This is a genomic window from Halochromatium sp. (assembly GCF_054919635.1).
Genome location: NZ_JBUDPI010000048.1, coordinates 1 through 15,928, shown reverse-complemented (window position 1 = coordinate 15,928; position 15,928 = coordinate 1). Strand labels below are relative to the sequence as shown.

The window sequence follows — 15,928 nt, the reverse complement described above, 5'->3', positions numbered from 1 at the left end:
ACGACTTGAGCTGGCGATAGGCCTGGTTGTCGAGGCGCGCATAGGCTGCGATCTCTGACAGATCACGACAGACCAGCGTGAAATGGTGTTTGTCATCCACGCGGCGGATCATCCGAATGCGATCGAGCGCCGCCTTGTCGCCGAGCTGACAGCCCAGCGCGTAGGAGGAATCCGTCGGATAGACGACGACGCCACCAGACGCAAACACCGCTGCAGCCTGGCGGATGAGTCGCGGCTGCGGATCTTGCGGATGGATCTCGAGAAATTGTGGCGCGGTTGCCATGGACGAGGATCTGGCGCTCGTTGTTGAGGGTTACGCGATTCGACCAGCCTAGGCCGTTGGCCGATTCACCACCGCCCCTTGAGAGGCGTCAGCAAACCAGGCCGGCCCAAGACCCGCGAGACCGGGCTGCTCCCAGATGGGGCGACAACCCTCGGGCAGCGCCGGCAGGCGCCCTAGCTCGATCCAGGGGTTTTCGGGGCCGTGATAATCAGAGCCGGCCGAGGCAAGCAGACCTTGCTCTCGCGCCCAGCGCGCAAAGGTGAAGTAATCGTCGCGGCTGTGGCTGCCTGAAACCACCTCGATCCCGCGTCCACCACAGGCCCGAAAATCCTCGATCAGCCGCTTCATCTTCGAGCGTGTCAATCCATAACGGGCTGGATGGGCAATGACCGCTTGCCCACCTGCGGCACGAATCCAACCGACGGCCTCGTCCAAGGTCGTCCAGCAACCCGCGACGTGGCCGGGCTTGCCTTTGACCAGGAAGTGCTTGAACACCGCACGCAGATCCTTCGCCGCGCCTTGTTGGACGAGAAACCGCGCGAAGTGCGTCCTGCCGACCAGCTCGCCCTCGGCCTGTGCTCGAGCCCCTTCTAGGGCCCCTGGCCAACCAGCGCGCTCGAGCCGGCGCGCGATCTCGGCGGCACGCTCTTCCCGGTAGGCCAATAAGCCGTCAAGGCCTCGGCGCAGCGCCGCGCAGGCAGGATCAACCTCAAGCCCGACGATGTGAACGGTGCGTCCACCCCAGGTCACTGAGATCTCAACGCCAGGCACCAGATGGATGCCGTGCGTCTGAGCCGCCTCCGCGGCATCGTCCAACCCGGCAAGGGTGTCGTGATCGGTGAGCGCGATCACCTCGACGCCTTGTTGAGCCGCGCGGGCGATCAGATCCTGCGGGGATAGGGTTCCGTCAGAGGCCGTGGAGTGGGTATGCAGGTCGGGCGTCTTCATCATCCCGGCATTCTACCCGATCCGCTGCAACCACCGCGCAGCGATCCAAACCCGCGGCCGAACGCCTGTTCGATCGATGGGCCAAGCCCCTGAGACGACGCCCTCCCGAGCAGACGTCCAGCGCTCAAGCAGACCACGATGGACGGCAACGATGCTAGGATGCCGCGTCTTTGGCCGCGGCCGCTTGTCGCATCGCCCGACCCGCCCATGCTCATTGGACGCTTAGGATGAAGCTGCTCATCGATTTTTTTCCGATCATCCTCTTCTTCGTCGCCTACAAGCTCTATGGCATCTATGTCGCGACCATCACCGCCATCATCGCCTCGCTGGCGCAGGTCGCGTGGCTGCGCTGGCGGCATGGCCGGTTCGAGAAGATGCCCTTGATCACCCTGGCGTTGATCGCCGTGTTCGGCGGGCTCACCCTGCTGTTGCGTGATCCGATCTTCGTGATGTGGAAGCCGACCATCGTCAACTGGCTATTCGCGATCGCCTTTATCGGCGCTAGCCTGATCGGCAAGCGGCCTTTGGTCGAGCAGATGATGGGGCAGGCCATCAGTGTACCGGCGCTCATCTGGCGACGACTGAATTGGGCCTGGGTCGCGTTTTTCCTTGTCTCGGGACTGGCCAACCTGTTCGTGGTCTACATCGGCAGCGGCTTCTATGTCGCGGAGCAGACGCTGATTGCCGCGACCGGGATCACCGAGGTCGACCTCACTGGGTGTGCCGAGCAATTCACTGGCCAACAACTCAGGCTCTGCGAGACCGCGCATCAGAGCGAGGCGGTTTGGGTCAACTTCAAGCTCTTCGGTATGATGGGACTGACAATCCTGTTCGTCATCGGACAGGCATTGTATCTCGCGCGTCATGTCCACGAGCCGGAGCCTGTGGAGAGCCATCCCGAAAGAGTGGGCTCTGAGCTGGCGCCAACACGATCACCAGCGACATCCGGAGACATCCGCTGATGCTCTATGCCATCATCAGCCGTGACCGGGCTGATAGCCTGCCACATCGCCGCTCAACACGCCCGGCCCATCTTCAGCGCCTGCGCGAGCTCCAAGATGCCGGTCGGCTGATCCTTGCCGGACCCCATCCGGCAATCGACGCGCTGGACCCCGGCGAGGCCGGCTTTACCGGCTCCCTCGTCGTTGCTGAGTTCAGCGGCCTGCAAGCAGCCCAGACCTGGGCCGACGCCGACCCCTATGCACTTGCCGGTGTCTATGCCGAGGTTCAGGTCAAGCCATTCATCCAGGTCTTGCCCGCTTGAGCAGGACCTCAAGACAGCAAGAAGGACAGCTGTCATGTTTCAATCCACGCCCGGCCAAGCCGGACGACGCTGTACGGAAGAGGTTAGGCCTCTCCCGTACGACATGATCCCCTTAAATGGGTAGGTTTTAACTGGTAGATTTTTGGGAGATTTTGATGAAACACCGCGTTATCACTGCCTCGCTGCTCGCGCTCGCCATGACCGCACCCGCCTGCGCACAGGAGGCCCAAGAGACCGATGACACCCTCATCGCGACGATCAACGGACAGCCCTATCAGCTCGATCTATTCCGCGCCTACTTCGCCGAGCTGCTCGCGCAGCGCGACGGGCAAAACAGTCCGCAGCTGCAGGAGCAGGCGTTTAATGAGTTCATGAACATCGTGGTCGCCTCGCAGGAGGGCGAAAAGCGCAAGCTGACCGAGAATCCTGAGGTGCAAACCGCACTCGCGCTGCAGCGCATGATGGTCCTCTCAGCGGCGGCACTGCAGAGCATCGGCGCCGAAACCAATCCGACCGAGGCCGAGCTCAAACAGGCCTACGATCAATTTGTCGAGCAGTCGCAGCAGACCGAGTACAAGGCGCGACACATCTTGCTCGATGACAAAGACAAGGCCCAGTCCCTGATCGAGCAGCTGGACAAGGCCAATGGCGAGGGTTTTGAGACCTTGGCCGAAGAGCATTCGCTCGGCCCAACCGCAGAGAAGGGCGGCGATCTCGGTTGGTTCGATTCGCGGCGCATGGTCAAGCCGTTCGCCGATGCGGTCGCCGAGATGGAGCCCGGCACCTATTCGCAGCAGCCAGTGCAGACCCAGTTTGGATGGCACATCATCAAGCTCGAAGAGACACGCACCGCCGAGCCACCGTCGTTCGAGCAGGCTAAGCCACAGCTCGAGGCCGTGCTGCGCCAGCGCGCGGTCGCCGAGGCGCTCACCGAGCTGCGCAACAATGCCGACGTCGAGCTCAACGAGGAGGTGGTCAAGGTCAAGGAGGCAACCGAGGCACCTGCCGAGCAATAACCTGGCGGGTAGCGAAAACGCTAATCGTCACTGCTGGCGCAAAGCCGCTCGACCCGGCGTGCGCCAAGCGGCTGCAGCGGACGCGCGTTGGCGCTGGTTATTTGAGCAAGCCGGGCCAGATCCGAGGCCGCGATCTCAAGCGGTGTCTCCATCACATAGCGATGCACGCCTTCCTGGCAAGGTGGGCGTGTCATCGAACCGTCATAGCGGAAATACGAGCGTCGCGCTGGCAGCAGAAACACGGCGTTGACGCCAATATTGCGTGCGTAGGCGGTCTTTCCGGCCGCCAAAGGCGCTTTGTCGAGGATGCGTCGCAGGGTTTGGTTGACGCGGTTGCCGGCCTCCAGTGGCACCGACAGGATCGCGATGTCGCCGCGATTATTGCCATGGATCAGCTCGATCTCGCCATCGGCGATCCGGCCGTCGATCGCATGCTCTCCGGGGACGTGAAAGCGTAGCTCGACCAGCTCGTAGCTTAGCCCATCGATTACCAGATAGCTGCCGCGATCGTAGCCGAGTCTGAGCGCAGTGCCGTCGTTCACCAGATGCAGCGAGCTACTGCGGTAACGGAACCGAAGCGGAGTGCAGGGGCGGAACTGGGCTGCCGCCGTCTCAATCGGCACTGGTGACTGGAGCCGACCAGAGCCGCAGCCGGAATAGGATGCGCTGATCTCGGCCCAGTGACTTGGCCCTCGCTCACCACTGTAAGACCACTCTGGAACCGATGCCGTCATATCGGAGACCCTGGCCTGCCAAGCCTGGGTGTTCGCCGCGCACACTAGCATTGCAACGCCGCCGATGAGCGCCGCGGGCACAGATCCCTGGTCGAATCGATACAACGTCATCTCCACCTCCTCGTGACGTCGGTTGATGCGCCGTTTTAACGACTACCTGAGTTGCCGCCGGATTTATCACCGCGTCGAATACCGGCGATCGGCACCACCTGCGCCGATTGCGGCTGGTCCGCATAGTATGGACGATCGCCACCGCGTCCTTCGCTGTCTGCAAGCTCCTTCTCGCGTGCCGCGATGAGCGACAAGCAGGCGCGAACATCCCCTATCGTTGACTCGGACAGGGGATGCTTCATCCCGGGAGGCGGAGTCACATCCTTCACGACAGCGGCAAGCGTCTTGCGCATCGCCACCAGGATCTGCTGCTCTTTGCTCAATTCAGACATGATGTTAGTCCCGTGATAGAGAGAGTCGTCTTGACTCGATTAGCTGTTTCCGCTGCTCAGAGATCGGGACGCAAGCGGCCAAATCCAGCAGCGACCGAGCGGGCTGAGAACCGCCATCGGTTCGCGGCGAGCGCTAAGGCACTTTCTGTCAACCCGGATACCGCCTTGCTCGTCTCTTCGCGCGCTTTCTGCGGCGCATCGCCGGCCACAGAGCCCGGCTATGCTCCCGGCGACGCTCCTCGGCGGCAAGCGAAAATCCTGCGCAATTCGGTACGAGCTCTTCCGGCAATCGCCTAAGACCTGTCAGGGCAGAGCTACCGGTGGATCGCACCACGCACAGATGGAAGATGCGAGGATTGCCTCATGAACCCTCTTGTTGTTAGGCACCCTCAATCAGTCTCGCCAAGCGATCGCCCTCTAAGACCTCGACGCCAAGCTCTTCGGCCCGCCTGAGCTTGCTGCCTGGATCAGCTCCAGCGATCAATAGATCAGTCTTCTTGGACAGACTCCCGGTCACCTTTGCCCCCAAGGCCTCAAGCCGCGCCTTGATCTGCTCACGGGGCTGGCTCAGGGTGCCCGTGATCACCACCGTCTTGCCAAACACCGGACTGCTGCTCGCTAACGTCTCGGCCGTTGTTGGGGGCGGTGGCTGCTCCCAACGGATCGCACCGATCTCAGGGGCGCGCAGCTTGTCGATGACCTCGCGATTGTGCGGCTGCGAGAAGAAGGCCTGAATATGTGCCGCCACCACAGGACCAATGCCCTCGATCGGTCCCGCCTTGGTCGCGGCCAGGTCAGCAACATCAGCCGCGCGCAAGGCATCGATGTTCCCGAAACGCTCGGCGATCTGCCTCACGGCCTCAGGCTGTAATCCACGGATGGCGCGCGCTTCCAACCACTGCGCAAGTGCCTCGGTCTCGCTCTTACCGTCACTCGGCGTTGGATCTGGGTCCGCATGCAGGGCGAGATCGCGCAACAGCGCCTCCGCGGTCTTGGGCCCGACCCCTTTGATGCCGTCTGCCGGTCGTGTGACGGCTCTTATCGAGGGCAGCGAGCAGATTGGCGGCAGATCGCTCCCCCATGCGCTCGAGCTCGCTTAGCTGCTCTTGGCTGAGGCAGTACAGATCCGCGGGGTCCTTAACCAGCCCTCGCTCGACCAGCTGATCAACCAGCTTATCGCCGAGACCCTCGATATCCATCGCCCGCCTGGAGGCGAAGTGCTTGATCGCCTCCTTGCGCTGGGCCGCGCAGAACAGCCCACCGGTGCAGCGAGCGACGGCCTCGCCCTCCGCGCGCAGCACATCCGATCCGCAGACGGGACAGTGCCTAGGCAACTGCACCGACACCGCGCCTGCGAGGCGACGCTCGGGGAGCACACGCACCACCTCCGGAATAACATCGCCGGCGCGGCGCACATAGACCGTATCGCCAACGCGAACATCCTTTCGATGCACCTCGTCGATGTTATGCAGCGTGGCATTGGAGACGATCACGCCAGCAACATTGACCGGCGCCAACCGCGCAACGGGAGTCAGTGCCCCAGTGCGACCGACCTGAAACTCAACCGCCTCGACCGTCGTCAGCTCCTCCTGAGCCGGGAACTTATAGGCAATCGCCCAGCGCGGCGCGCGCGAGACGAAGCCAAGCCGCTCTTGATCGGCGCGCTGGTCGACCTTGAACACCACGCCATCGATCGCGTAGGCAAGCCGCTCACGCCGCTCCGCCATTTCGGCATGATAGGCGATGCAGCCATCGAGCCCATCAACCAGGCGTTGCTCCGGCGACACCGGCAGCCCCCAACCGGCAATGCGCGCCAGGCTGTCGCTGTGGCTATCGGACCATGGCGCACCTTCAACCGCCCCCAAGCCGTAGCAGAACATGCTCAGCCCACGGGAGGCGGTCACGCGCGAATCCAGCTGCCGGAGACTGCCGGCAGCGGCATTCCGCGGATTGGCGAAGACCTTGCCACCTTCGCGCTGGGCCCGGGCATTGATGGCAGCGAAGCGCTCATAGGTCAGGAAGACCTCGCCGCGTACCTCGAGCAGCGCCGGCCACTGCAGATTGCCGTCGGAGGCGCGCAGCCGCAGGGGGACGGATTGAATGGTCCGGACCTGGGCAGTGACGTCCTCACCGCGATAACCATCGCCACGCGTCGCGGCCTGGACCAAGACCCCATCCGCGTACAGTAGACTGATCGCGAGCCCATCAAGCTTGGGCTCCGCTGAGTAGCGCACCTGATCCCCGTCCAGTCCAAGTCCTAGCCCCTCCCGCACCCGCCGATCGAACTCGCGCAGCTCTTGCTCATCGAGCGCATTGCTCAGCGACAACATCGGTAGCCGATGCTCAACCTCGGCGAAGCTCTGAAGCGGTGCAGCACCGACCCGCTGAGTCGGCGAGTCCGGAGTGACGAGCTCAGGGTAGCGCGCCTCTAATGCTTGCAGCTCCCGCAGCAGACGGTCGTACTCGGCATCCGGGATCTCCGGATCATCGAGAACGTAGTAGCGAACATTGTGATGATCCAGCTCGCGACGCAGCGCCGCAGCTCGGTCCTGATCAGAGGTCGGCACGGTCATGGGCAAGTTCCTGTCGCGTCATCATCCGTTCTCCGATCAACGCGAGCCGCGCCTTCGCCCGGCGCCGGTCAATTGCTGAGTTCGAGGCTTGGCCGACGGCTTGCCGAGGCTCACATGGCCTCCGCACGTTGATTGATCAAACGCAGCAGCTCGATCCGCTGCCCCTCCCAGGCATCGATGTCGAACGGGCGACGGTCGGGCAAGAGCAGATCACCGCCTAGCGCATCCGCCATCGACCGGGCCGATTGCACCAGCTCATCATAGACCATCAGATCGCTCGGCAGTCCCTCGAGCTGGGCGAAGAGTGCGACGCCAGGCGTGGTGAAGTCATCCATCGCGTCGAATGGAAAGGTTCCGGGATTGATCAGATTCGCCATGCTGAACAGCGCGCGCTGACTGCTGCTGTCGAGGTTTCGACGATGATAGATATCCATCTCCCCAGGGGTCAGGTGCTGCCGCTCAGCCACCGCCTGCACCTCGGAGCCATCAAAATGGTCACCGCGAGCAACGACGAACAATTGCACGAGCAGACTCTCTTTGTGGTCGGATGAACCGGATGTCTGGCGCTCCCTCGGCCCCCTCGACGCCACGGCTTCAGTCGGCTCGGCCTGTTGGCGATCAGCCGCCCGAGCGCTCGCGTTGAGGACCTCATCCGAGGCGATGTCCGTTGCTGTCGCGGGCGCATCGACAAGATGAGGTGCACCCTCGACCTCGGCGTAATGACTCGCGCGCGCAGGCTGGTCGGTCTCAGAGCCGTCATCGGCAGAACCGACATCATCATCGGCATCGGCGGAGGAATGCGCGCCAAAGCTTGGCTCACGACGCCAAGCGCGCTCGGGCCGCTCATTTGGGCGCTCGTTTGGCCGCTCATTTGGGCGCTCATGCCGGCGCTCATCTGGGCGCTCTTCGGGCTCGGCCTCACTCTCGATGCGTCGCCGTTCCCATAGATAGAGGGCGCCGAGCAAGAAGGCGCCGAGGACAATCAAGATGACTCTCAGAGTGCCAGCATCCATGGGGATTCATATCCGATGGAGATTATTACAAGAGTATATCAGCGCTTTCGCCCTGGTTCTGCGACTGCTCAATACGCGTTATTAAGAGGCCGCGACCATGCGCGCGGCCTGATCCACATCGACAGACACCAGCCGTGAGCAGCCCGGCTCGTGCATCGTGATCCCAAGGAGCTGGTCGGCCAATTCCATCGTCACCTTATTGTGGGTGATGAAGATGAATTGGATCTGATCCGACATCGACCGGACCAGCTCGCAGAAGCGCCCGACATTGGCGTCGTCCAGCGGTGCGTCCACCTCATCGAGCATACAGAATGGGGCGGGATTGAGCTGGAAGATCGCGAACACCAGTGCCACCGCAGTCAATGCCTTCTCACCACCGGAGAGCATGTGGATCGTGGCGTTACGCTTGCCCGGTGGACGCGCCATGATCGAGACACCGGTGTCGAGCAGATCCTCACCCGTCAGCTCTAAATAGGCATGGCCCCCGCCGAAGACGCGCGGAAAGAGCTCCTGGAGACCGCTATTGATGCGCTCGAAGGTCTCCTTGAATCGGCTGCGGGTCTCGCGATCGATCTTGCGGATGGCCGACTCGAGCGTCTCGAGCGCCGTGCTGATATCGGCGTGCTGGGCTTCGAGATAGCGCATCCGCTCAGACTGCTCCTGAAACTCATCGATCGCGGCCAGGTTGATGTTGCCGAGCCGTCCAATGCCTGTCTTCACCGCCTCGAGCTCACCTGACCAACGCTCGACGAGGTCGGCACCTGCAAGGAGGTCCGGGTCCATGGAGCCAAGCACGGCTTGCGGCGAGGTCTCCCGCGCGCGCAGCTGCTCTTCGACCGTTTGCCGCCGCACCAAGAGCTCCTGTCGCTGCAAACGGGCGCTATCGAGCTCTTGTCGCACGCCATTGATCGATTGCTCAAGCCCATGGCGACGTTGCTCGGCAGCGCGGATCTGGGCGTCGGCCTCCTCCATCTGCTGACGCTTGTCACCGAGCTCCTGCTCAACCTGGAGGCGTTGCTCGAGCTGCTCATCGAGGCGCTCTTGTTGCTCAAGCGCCGGCTCCGCGGCCTCGCTCAGGGTTTCGATCAGCTCGTCACGACGGGCCTCGAGACTGGCAACCCGCTCACTGACGCGCTCGAGACTCGCCACCAGTCCGAGCTGCGAGGCACGCCGCGTCTCGGTCGCGACCTCCAAGCGCTGCACCTGGTCGCGCAATTGCGCCTCTTCGCGACGCAGCTCAGTGACCGCCGCACGGCGCGGCTCACGCTCAGCGGCAAGTCCATCACGGCGCTCGGTAAGCTGCTCGCTGCGCTCAAGGGCCGCATGCAGGCGCTCGCGACCAAGCTCCATCGCCTCCTCCATCTCGGCACAGCCGTCGTTCAACGCTGCCTGCTCCTCGGCCAACGCGGCACGACGCTCGCGCAGATGCGTCAGGCGCGCGCGTGCCGCGCCCTGCTCGGCGTCCAGCGCGGCCCGGTCACGGCTCAAGCGGGCGACATCGTCATGGGCGTCGTTGCGCGCCTGCTCAAGCTCGACGCGCTGCGCCGACATCGCCGCCTGCTCGTCGGTCATCCCTGCGATCACATCCTCAAGCTCATCAGCAGCCACCGTGAGCGCCTTGATCTCTTCAGCACGCGCGATGCTGCCGCCGACATCGGCCCCAGCCCCCGCGCCAGGGCCCGGCGCCTGAGCCCAGCCTGGTCCGACCAGAAAGCCATCGGGGGTTACGATCCGCTGCCCGGCACTCAGCTCTGCGCGCCGTGCCAACGCCTGATCGCGACCCTCAGCGACCTCGATGCCCTGCAACAGCGGGGACAAAACCGATGGACCACGAACCAGCGCAGCCAGCCCGGAGCTTCCGGCCGGTGTGGCTCCGACCCAATCGACCTGCGCAGCGTCGCCCTCGAACAACAGCCCCGCCTCCTCCTGCAGCGAGCGCGCAAGCGCATCGAGCTCCTCGACACAGAAGGCGGCGAGCGCAGCATTCAAGACCACCTCGACCGCGGTCTCCCAGCCCGAGGTCACCTCGATCAGATCCAGAAGGCGCGGCGCCTGGGTCAGATCGCTTCGGTCAACCCAGGCCGTCACTGCCTCATCCGGGTTCTCCAAGGCCGCGTCCTGCAATGCCTCGAGCGACGCGAGCCGACCGCGGGTGGTCTGCAGCTCGGTGCGCGCGGCATCGAGGCGCCCGACGAGCTCGCCGCGCTCGGATTCGGCCTCGCGCAAGGCGGCGGCAGCGCGCTCCTGGGCATCGGCGGCCAGGTGCAGGCGCTCATCCAGGCCCTCGGAGCGCTCATCCAACGCGGTCAGGCGCTGCTCCAGCTCGTTGGTATCGAGACGCGCCGATTCGTCATCGATGCGCGCGCTGCGCTCACGATCTTGCGCCAGACGCAGCTCGAGATGATTGAGGCTGGAACGCTCATGCTGAGCCTCAGCTGACGGGGCCGCGAGCTCGAGCTGGACGGCATCCCAGGCCTGTTGCCAGGTCTCGAGCTGTGCTTCGGCCTCGGCCAGGCGCTCGCGAAGATCATCGAGGCGCTCGCGTCCTTCCTCGAGCAACGGGAGGTCGCGCTCGAGCTCGGCAGACAGCTCGCGCTGACGTGTCTGATCGCGCTCCTGCTGGCCGCTCGCCTCGTCGAGCTCGCCTCGCACCGAGCCCAGCTCGCGCTCTTGACGCTTCCGGGTTTCACTGGCGAACTGCAAGGCCTGCTCCAGACGCGCGATCTCGGAGCCAACCGCGTACCAGCGCCCCTGCACCGCATTGAAGGCGTCTGAGACCTCGGCATGCAGGACCCGTTGGGCTTCGATCTCGGCCTCGAGTCGACGCAGTGACGCCAGATCGGACTCCAAGCGGACCTCGGTCTCGCCGATGACCCGATCCTGACGCTCGAGTCCCTGATCGAGCTCACGCCACTGCAGCGCGGCGAGCTCATCGCCAAGCCTGCGCTCCTGCTCCTTCAGCTTCCGATACTTGGCCGCGGTGGCGGCCTGACGCTCCAAGTGCTGCAGCTGCTTGCCGACCTCATCGCGCAGGTCCTGGACGCGATCAAGATTCTCGCGTGTATGCCGAATCCGGCTCTCGGTCTCACGCCGACGCTCCTTGTACTTGGAGATCCCGGCCGCCTCCTCGATAAACAGGCGCAGCTCATCTGGCTTGGCCTCGATAAAGCGCGAGATCATCCCCTGCTCGACGATCGCGTAGCTGCGTGGTCCGAGTCCGGTGCCGAGAAATAGGTCTTGGATATCGCGCCGCCGGCAACGGGCGCCGTTGAGGAAGTAGCTCGACTGACCATCGCGCGAGACCTGGCGTTTGACCGCGATCTGGTTGAAACGGGCAAACTCACCGCCCGCGCGACCGTCGCTGTTGTCAAACACCAGCTCGATATGGGCCAAGCCAACCGGCTTGCGCGAGCTGCTGCCATTGAAGATGACATCCGCCATCGACTGTCCGCGCAGCAGCTTCGCCGAGCTTTCGCCCATGACCCAGCGCACCGCATCGATGACATTCGACTTGCCACAGCCGTTCGGCCCGACCACACCGACCCGATTGCTCGGGAAGGGGACCGTCGTCGGATCGACGAAGGACTTAAAACCGGCGAGCTTGATCTTCTCCAGACGCATCAATGCACGCTACTGGCGGCATCAATCTGCCACAAGCATTCCAAACAGGAAGCACATCCGCGGATCGATCCGCTGCAACCGGGACCCTTTAGGCACCGGTCATCGGCACCGCTCATCCTGGCGCTCATCCTGGCGCTCATCCGGGGATCAGCCAATGCCAGCCTCGCTGGATTTTGCAGCGCGACCAGAGCCCAGGCCGTTCTCGCCCGCCACTGGCGCCGAGACAGCATCCAGACCGAGCAAACAGCTCCGGCGCTCCTCGATGCGCAAGAGGCACTGGATGGCGTCGAGCTTCCCGGCTTCGACCTCTGGCCAAATCGCGCGCAGCGCTGCATCCAAACGCTCCAACTGCTCGTCGCGGTATCGACGCGATATGTCATGACTACTCGCCTGCAAGGTCTGCAGCTCAACCCCCACCATCTTCCAAGCACTCGGCTCGGGGACCGCCAGCATTTCGGCGATCTCCCGATAACTGTGTCCTGAGATGCGAAGCTCTAGTGCCCGTTTGCGGAGCTGAGCAGCCCGCGCCTGCTCGCTTTCTTGCTCACCCATCGCGGTTCGTCCTCACCTTTAGCCCTCGCTCGACTGACCAGAAAGCATACAACAGAGCCGCTGCCTGCGCTCCCCAATGCAAGCGTCAATCGGCTCTCGCAGCTTGGGTCGATCGCCGCCCCTGGTGAGTGAACACATACAGGCCCGAGCCGACGATGATGGTGGCGCCAATACCGGTCAGCAGGTCGGGCATCTCGTTGAAGATGACCCAGCCAAGGAGCGTTGCGCTCAGGATCTCGAGATACTGAAAGGGAGCCAGCACCCCGGCACCTGCTCGTCGCAAGGCCAATGCGGTAAGGACGTTGGTCGCCGCGGCAATGGCGCCGACTCCGAGCAGCAACACCCAAGCGTTGAGCGCCGGAAGCTCCAGCAGGGGACCAGGCCCTGAGACTCGCTCCATCGCCCCGAACCATCCGGAGACCATCACCAGCAACAACACCAACGCCGCTGCGACTCCAGTCCAGAAGGCGAGGGTCAGCGCATCATCGCGTCCACTGACGACACGGGTCAGCGCCAAGAATGCAGCAAAGAAGGCACCTGCCGCCACTGGGTAGACCGCCGCTGGACCGTAAGCCGCCCAGTTTGGGCGCAGGACGATGAGCGCGCCGCCGAGGCCGATCACGACCGCCAGCCACTGACGCCGGGTCACCGGCTCGCGCAGCGCAACGGCAGAGATCAGCGTCAGCAGGAGCGGCTCGATAAAGAACAACGCGGTATTGTTGGCAAGCGGCAGATACTGAAGGCCAGAGAAGAGAAAGATGACCGCAAAGCCGATCAGAGCCCCCAGGACCAGATGGCGAGCCCCCGGCATTGGCAACCGCCCGCCCTTGACGAACAGCACCATGGGCAGCAGCAATAGCGATTGAAATAGAAAGCGAGCGGCGGCGATCTGAATGGGCGTCAGCTCAGCAGTGAGTGATTTTGCCAACGCATCGCTCATCGGAAACAGCAACATCGCGATGGTCATCAACAGCATGCCAAGCTCGACCTCGCGTCGAGCCCCCTGAGTAGTGGCAAGGCTCATGGGGCTAGACGATACAGCAGCTGCGGTGTCGGCTACCGCCCGGCTCTCGGGACTGCGGACTCGACGGCAAGGACGCCTGTTGAACGCCCGCAACGCGCCTTGCGGCAACAGGAACCCTGGCCGCCAATCCCGAGGACAACCCCATCACCGAGAGATCCCAGGAAGCAGAGGGATGCAGCCGATTATCTGGAGACATGGTCGCTGAGCCAGAGCGCATGAAAATGGTGCGTGGGCCCCTGCCCAGCGCCAACATCGAGCGCATCGGCATGAAGGATCGCTTGGGCGACGTAGCCCTTGGCAAGACGAGCCGCCGCCTCAAGACCGGCTGAATCGCGGCGAGTGACCGAGTGTGCAGCCAGTTGTGCCGCCAGTGCCGAAGAGAGCGTACAACCGGTGCCGTGGGTATTCTTGGTCGGGGTACGCTCGGCCTCGAGCCACAGGCCAAGGTCGGCGCTAGCCAGGTAATCCGGACTCATCGAGCCCGCCAGGTGGCCACCTTTGAGCAGCACTGCGGAAGGACCCAATGCCAGCAGACGCTGGGCTAGGGCGGGCATCGCGCTGACATCGGTCAGCTCGGGCTCGCCGAGCAGTGCCGCTGCTTCCGGTAGGTTGGGGGTCAGAACGGTCGCGATTGGAAGCAGCTCCTCGATCAGCGTCCGGACGGCAGCCTCCGAGAGCAGGCGGTCGCCACCCTTGGCCGCCATCACCGGGTCCAGAACCACCGCTGGCGGCTGATGGCGCCGCAGCGCCTCGGCCACCACGAGCGTGATCTCGGGCGAGCCCAGCATGCCGATCTTCACCGCATCGACGCGAACATCGTCAAAGATCGCATCGATCTGGGCGGCGACAAACTCAGGCGCCACCAACTGCATCCCGTGGACTCCACGGGTGTTCTGGGCCGTCAAGGCGGTGATCACCGCCATCGCATAGGCACCGTTGGCCGAGATCGCCTTGATATCGGCCTGGATACCGGCACCGCCCGATGGGTCGGAGCCCGCGATCGCCAGCACATTCTTGACGGCTGTCATGATGCGCTGCGGAAAACCCGGTTAGACCCAGTAGGCGCCGAAGCGTCAGCCTGCCGATCAGTGCCCGCCTCGGCATCGGCATCGGCAGAGGGAAGATCGACATCAGGACCAACAATGCCCTGGCGAGCTGCACGACAGGCCTCGGCAATGCGCCTGGTCGACTGCTCAGGATTGTCAGCGGCACAGATGGCCGAAACCAGTGCCATGCCCTCGGCACCGGCCGACCAGACCGCCCCCGCATGCTCGGCGCGCAGACCACCGATCGCGACCACCGGCAGCGGGCTTGCATCGCAGATCTTTGCCAGGCCATCGAAGCCAAGCGGCGACGAATGATCGGGCTTGGTCGTCGTCGCAAACACCGGACCCACGCCAAGATAGTCAACCAGGGTCGGGTCCAGTCTCTGCAGCTGATCCAGGCTCTGTAGCGAGAGCCCCAAGATCGCCTCGGCACCCATGACCTCGCGCGCCTCGGCAACGCTGTGATCCGACTGGCCAAGATGGACGCCATCGGCGTCGATGGCCAAGGCGACCTCGAGTCGATCATTGACGATCAACGGGACGCCCGTGCCAGTCAATAGCCCCTTGAGCGCCCTTCCCTGCTCGATCAATTCGGTATCCGAGACCTGCTTATCCCGCAGCTGCACCACTGTGACGCCGCCGCGCAGCCCGGCCGCAACGGTCTCGACGAGTCCCGCGCGGGCACAGAGTGCGGCGTCGGTGATCAGATAGACCGAGAGATCAAGCATGGTGCGACAACCCGCGCTCATGCTCGCCTGCCCGGCGCAGCTCGCGCTTCAAAATCTTCCCGGCGGCATTCTTCGGCAGCGCCTCCCGCAGCTCGATCCGCCGCGGCTGCTCGTGCCGACCGAGATGCTCGCGGCACCAGTGCTTCAGGCTGCTGGCATCGACCGACTGCCCCGGCTGCGGCACCAGGTGAGCAATCACAATCTCGCCATGGGCTGGATGCGGCTCGCCGACAACCGCCACCTCGGCAACAGCGGGATGGCGCAGCAGGACCTCTTCGACGACACGCGGATAGACGTTCATGCCGTTCGTGATGATCAGATCCTTGATGCGATCGACCAGGTAAAACCATCCATCCTCGTCGCGCCAGCCGAGATCGCCCGTGCGAAACCAGTCACCAAAGAAGCTCTCGGCAGTCGCTTCCGGCAGATTCCAATAACCGCGCATCACACTGGGACCACGCACGCAGACCTCGCCGTGCTCGCCGTCCGGCAGCGGCTTGCCCATGGAATCCATGATGCACATCTCAACCCCGGGTATCGGGGGCCCAACCGAGGCCGGCTTACGCGGGCCGGCGGGTGGATTCACACAGGTGACGGGCCCGCACTCGGTGGGCCCATCGCCTTCGAGTATCGGCACGCCGAAGCGCTGCTCGAACTGCTCCATCAGGGATTGCGGCATCGCC

The 15,928-nt window shown here is 63.8% G+C and carries 14 protein-coding genes and 1 pseudogene; 3 read left to right on the top strand and 12 right to left on the bottom strand.

Annotated features, from left to right (window positions below; translation table 11 throughout):
• Window positions 1–283 (bottom strand): Sua5/YciO/YrdC/YwlC family protein (locus tag ACY693_RS05015; protein ID WP_462320734.1); only part of this gene is annotated, 283 nt, incomplete at its 3' end.
• A 48-nt stretch (window positions 284–331) separates the two neighbouring features.
• Window positions 332–1,234, bottom strand: coding sequence for a PHP domain-containing protein (locus tag ACY693_RS05010; RefSeq protein ID WP_462320733.1), 903 nt, complete (start codon window positions 1,232–1,234; stop codon window positions 332–334).
• A 224-nt stretch (window positions 1,235–1,458) separates the two neighbouring features.
• On the opposite strand from ACY693_RS05010, the gene ACY693_RS05005 reads away from it, so the two are divergent.
• The 3 genes from ACY693_RS05005 to ACY693_RS04995 all read left to right on the top strand — a co-directional run bounded on the left by ACY693_RS05005 (window position 1,459) and on the right by ACY693_RS04995 (window position 3,511).
• On the top strand, window positions 1,459–2,193 hold the full coding sequence (locus ACY693_RS05005; protein WP_462320732.1) for an inner membrane-spanning protein YciB: 735 nt from the start codon (window positions 1,459–1,461) through the stop codon (window positions 2,191–2,193).
• Entirely contained in the window at window positions 2,193–2,495 is a 303-nt protein-coding gene (locus ACY693_RS05000) for a YciI family protein (protein ID WP_462320731.1), read from the top strand. Before ACY693_RS05005 ends, ACY693_RS05000 begins: the two co-directional genes overlap by 1 nt.
• Before the next feature lie 155 nt (window positions 2,496–2,650).
• Window positions 2,651–3,511, top strand: a complete 861-nt coding sequence (locus tag ACY693_RS04995; protein WP_462320730.1) for a peptidylprolyl isomerase — start codon at window positions 2,651–2,653, stop codon at window positions 3,509–3,511.
• A gap of 20 nt (window positions 3,512–3,531) precedes the next feature.
• Here ACY693_RS04995 and ACY693_RS04990 read toward each other — a convergent pair whose 3' ends face one another.
• The 10 genes and pseudogenes from ACY693_RS04990 to ACY693_RS04945 form a co-directional block, all read right to left on the bottom strand.
• Window positions 3,532–4,356 (bottom strand): carbonic anhydrase, encoded by an 825-nt coding sequence (locus ACY693_RS04990; protein ID WP_462320729.1) that lies wholly within the window; start codon window positions 4,354–4,356, stop codon window positions 3,532–3,534.
• A gap of 35 nt (window positions 4,357–4,391) precedes the next feature.
• On the bottom strand, window positions 4,392–4,688 hold the full coding sequence (locus ACY693_RS04985) for a segregation and condensation protein A (RefSeq protein ID WP_462320728.1): 297 nt from the start codon (window positions 4,686–4,688) through the stop codon (window positions 4,392–4,394).
• 379 nt (window positions 4,689–5,067) lie between these two features.
• A pseudogene (gene ligA, locus ACY693_RS04980) lies at window positions 5,068–7,261 on the bottom strand (NAD-dependent DNA ligase LigA).
• A gap of 110 nt (window positions 7,262–7,371) precedes the next feature.
• On the bottom strand, window positions 7,372–8,274 hold the full coding sequence (locus ACY693_RS04975; RefSeq protein WP_462320727.1) for a cell division protein ZipA: 903 nt from the start codon (window positions 8,272–8,274) through the stop codon (window positions 7,372–7,374).
• A gap of 81 nt (window positions 8,275–8,355) precedes the next feature.
• A complete protein-coding gene (gene smc, locus ACY693_RS04970; RefSeq protein ID WP_462320726.1) occupies window positions 8,356–11,895 on the bottom strand; it encodes a chromosome segregation protein SMC in 3,540 nt (1,179 codons plus the stop codon).
• Window positions 11,896–12,042: 147 nt separating this feature from the next.
• Window positions 12,043–12,447, bottom strand: a complete 405-nt coding sequence (locus ACY693_RS04965; protein WP_462320725.1) for a hypothetical protein — start codon at window positions 12,445–12,447, stop codon at window positions 12,043–12,045.
• 85 nt (window positions 12,448–12,532) lie between these two features.
• Window positions 12,533–13,471, bottom strand: coding sequence for a DMT family transporter (locus ACY693_RS04960; protein WP_462320724.1), 939 nt, complete (start codon window positions 13,469–13,471; stop codon window positions 12,533–12,535).
• A 182-nt stretch (window positions 13,472–13,653) separates the two neighbouring features.
• Entirely contained in the window at window positions 13,654–14,499 is an 846-nt protein-coding gene (gene thiD, locus ACY693_RS04955; protein WP_462320723.1) for a bifunctional hydroxymethylpyrimidine kinase/phosphomethylpyrimidine kinase, read from the bottom strand.
• Complete coding sequence (gene thiE / locus ACY693_RS04950; RefSeq protein ID WP_462320722.1) at window positions 14,496–15,245, bottom strand: thiamine phosphate synthase; 750 nt, start codon at window positions 15,243–15,245, stop codon at window positions 14,496–14,498. The genes thiD and thiE overlap by 4 nt, the downstream gene beginning before the upstream one ends.
• Window positions 15,238–15,928, bottom strand: a 691-nt coding sequence (locus ACY693_RS04945; RefSeq protein ID WP_462320721.1) for an AMP-binding protein, incomplete at its 5' end; no start/stop codon positions are given. The genes ACY693_RS04945 and thiE, both read right to left, overlap by 8 nt.

Bases quoted from the DNA above. Each gene is read 5' to 3' on its own strand.
- ACY693_RS05010 (WP_462320733.1), bottom strand. From the start codon at position 1,234: ATGATGAAGACGCCCGACCTGCATACCCACTCCACGGCCTCTGACGGA.
- ACY693_RS04985 (WP_462320728.1), bottom strand. From the start codon at position 4,688: ATGTCTGAATTGAGCAAAGAGCAGCAGATCCTGGTGGCGATGCGCAAG.
- ACY693_RS04960 (WP_462320724.1), bottom strand. From the start codon at position 13,471: ATGAGCCTTGCCACTACTCAGGGGGCTCGACGCGAGGTCGAGCTTGGC.
- ACY693_RS04995 (WP_462320730.1), top strand. From the start codon at position 2,651: ATGAAACACCGCGTTATCACTGCCTCGCTGCTCGCGCTCGCCATGACC.
- ACY693_RS05005 (WP_462320732.1), top strand. From the start codon at position 1,459: ATGAAGCTGCTCATCGATTTTTTTCCGATCATCCTCTTCTTCGTCGCC.
- ACY693_RS04975 (WP_462320727.1), bottom strand. From the start codon at position 8,274: ATGGATGCTGGCACTCTGAGAGTCATCTTGATTGTCCTCGGCGCCTTC.
- smc (WP_462320726.1), bottom strand. From the start codon at position 11,895: ATGCGTCTGGAGAAGATCAAGCTCGCCGGTTTTAAGTCCTTCGTCGAT.
- thiE (WP_462320722.1), bottom strand. From the start codon at position 15,245: ATGCTTGATCTCTCGGTCTATCTGATCACCGACGCCGCACTCTGTGCC.
- ACY693_RS05000 (WP_462320731.1), top strand. From the start codon at position 2,193: ATGCTCTATGCCATCATCAGCCGTGACCGGGCTGATAGCCTGCCACAT.
- ACY693_RS04990 (WP_462320729.1), bottom strand. From the start codon at position 4,356: ATGACGTTGTATCGATTCGACCAGGGATCTGTGCCCGCGGCGCTCATC.
- thiD (WP_462320723.1), bottom strand. From the start codon at position 14,499: ATGACAGCCGTCAAGAATGTGCTGGCGATCGCGGGCTCCGACCCATCG.
- ACY693_RS04965 (WP_462320725.1), bottom strand. From the start codon at position 12,447: ATGGGTGAGCAAGAAAGCGAGCAGGCGCGGGCTGCTCAGCTCCGCAAA.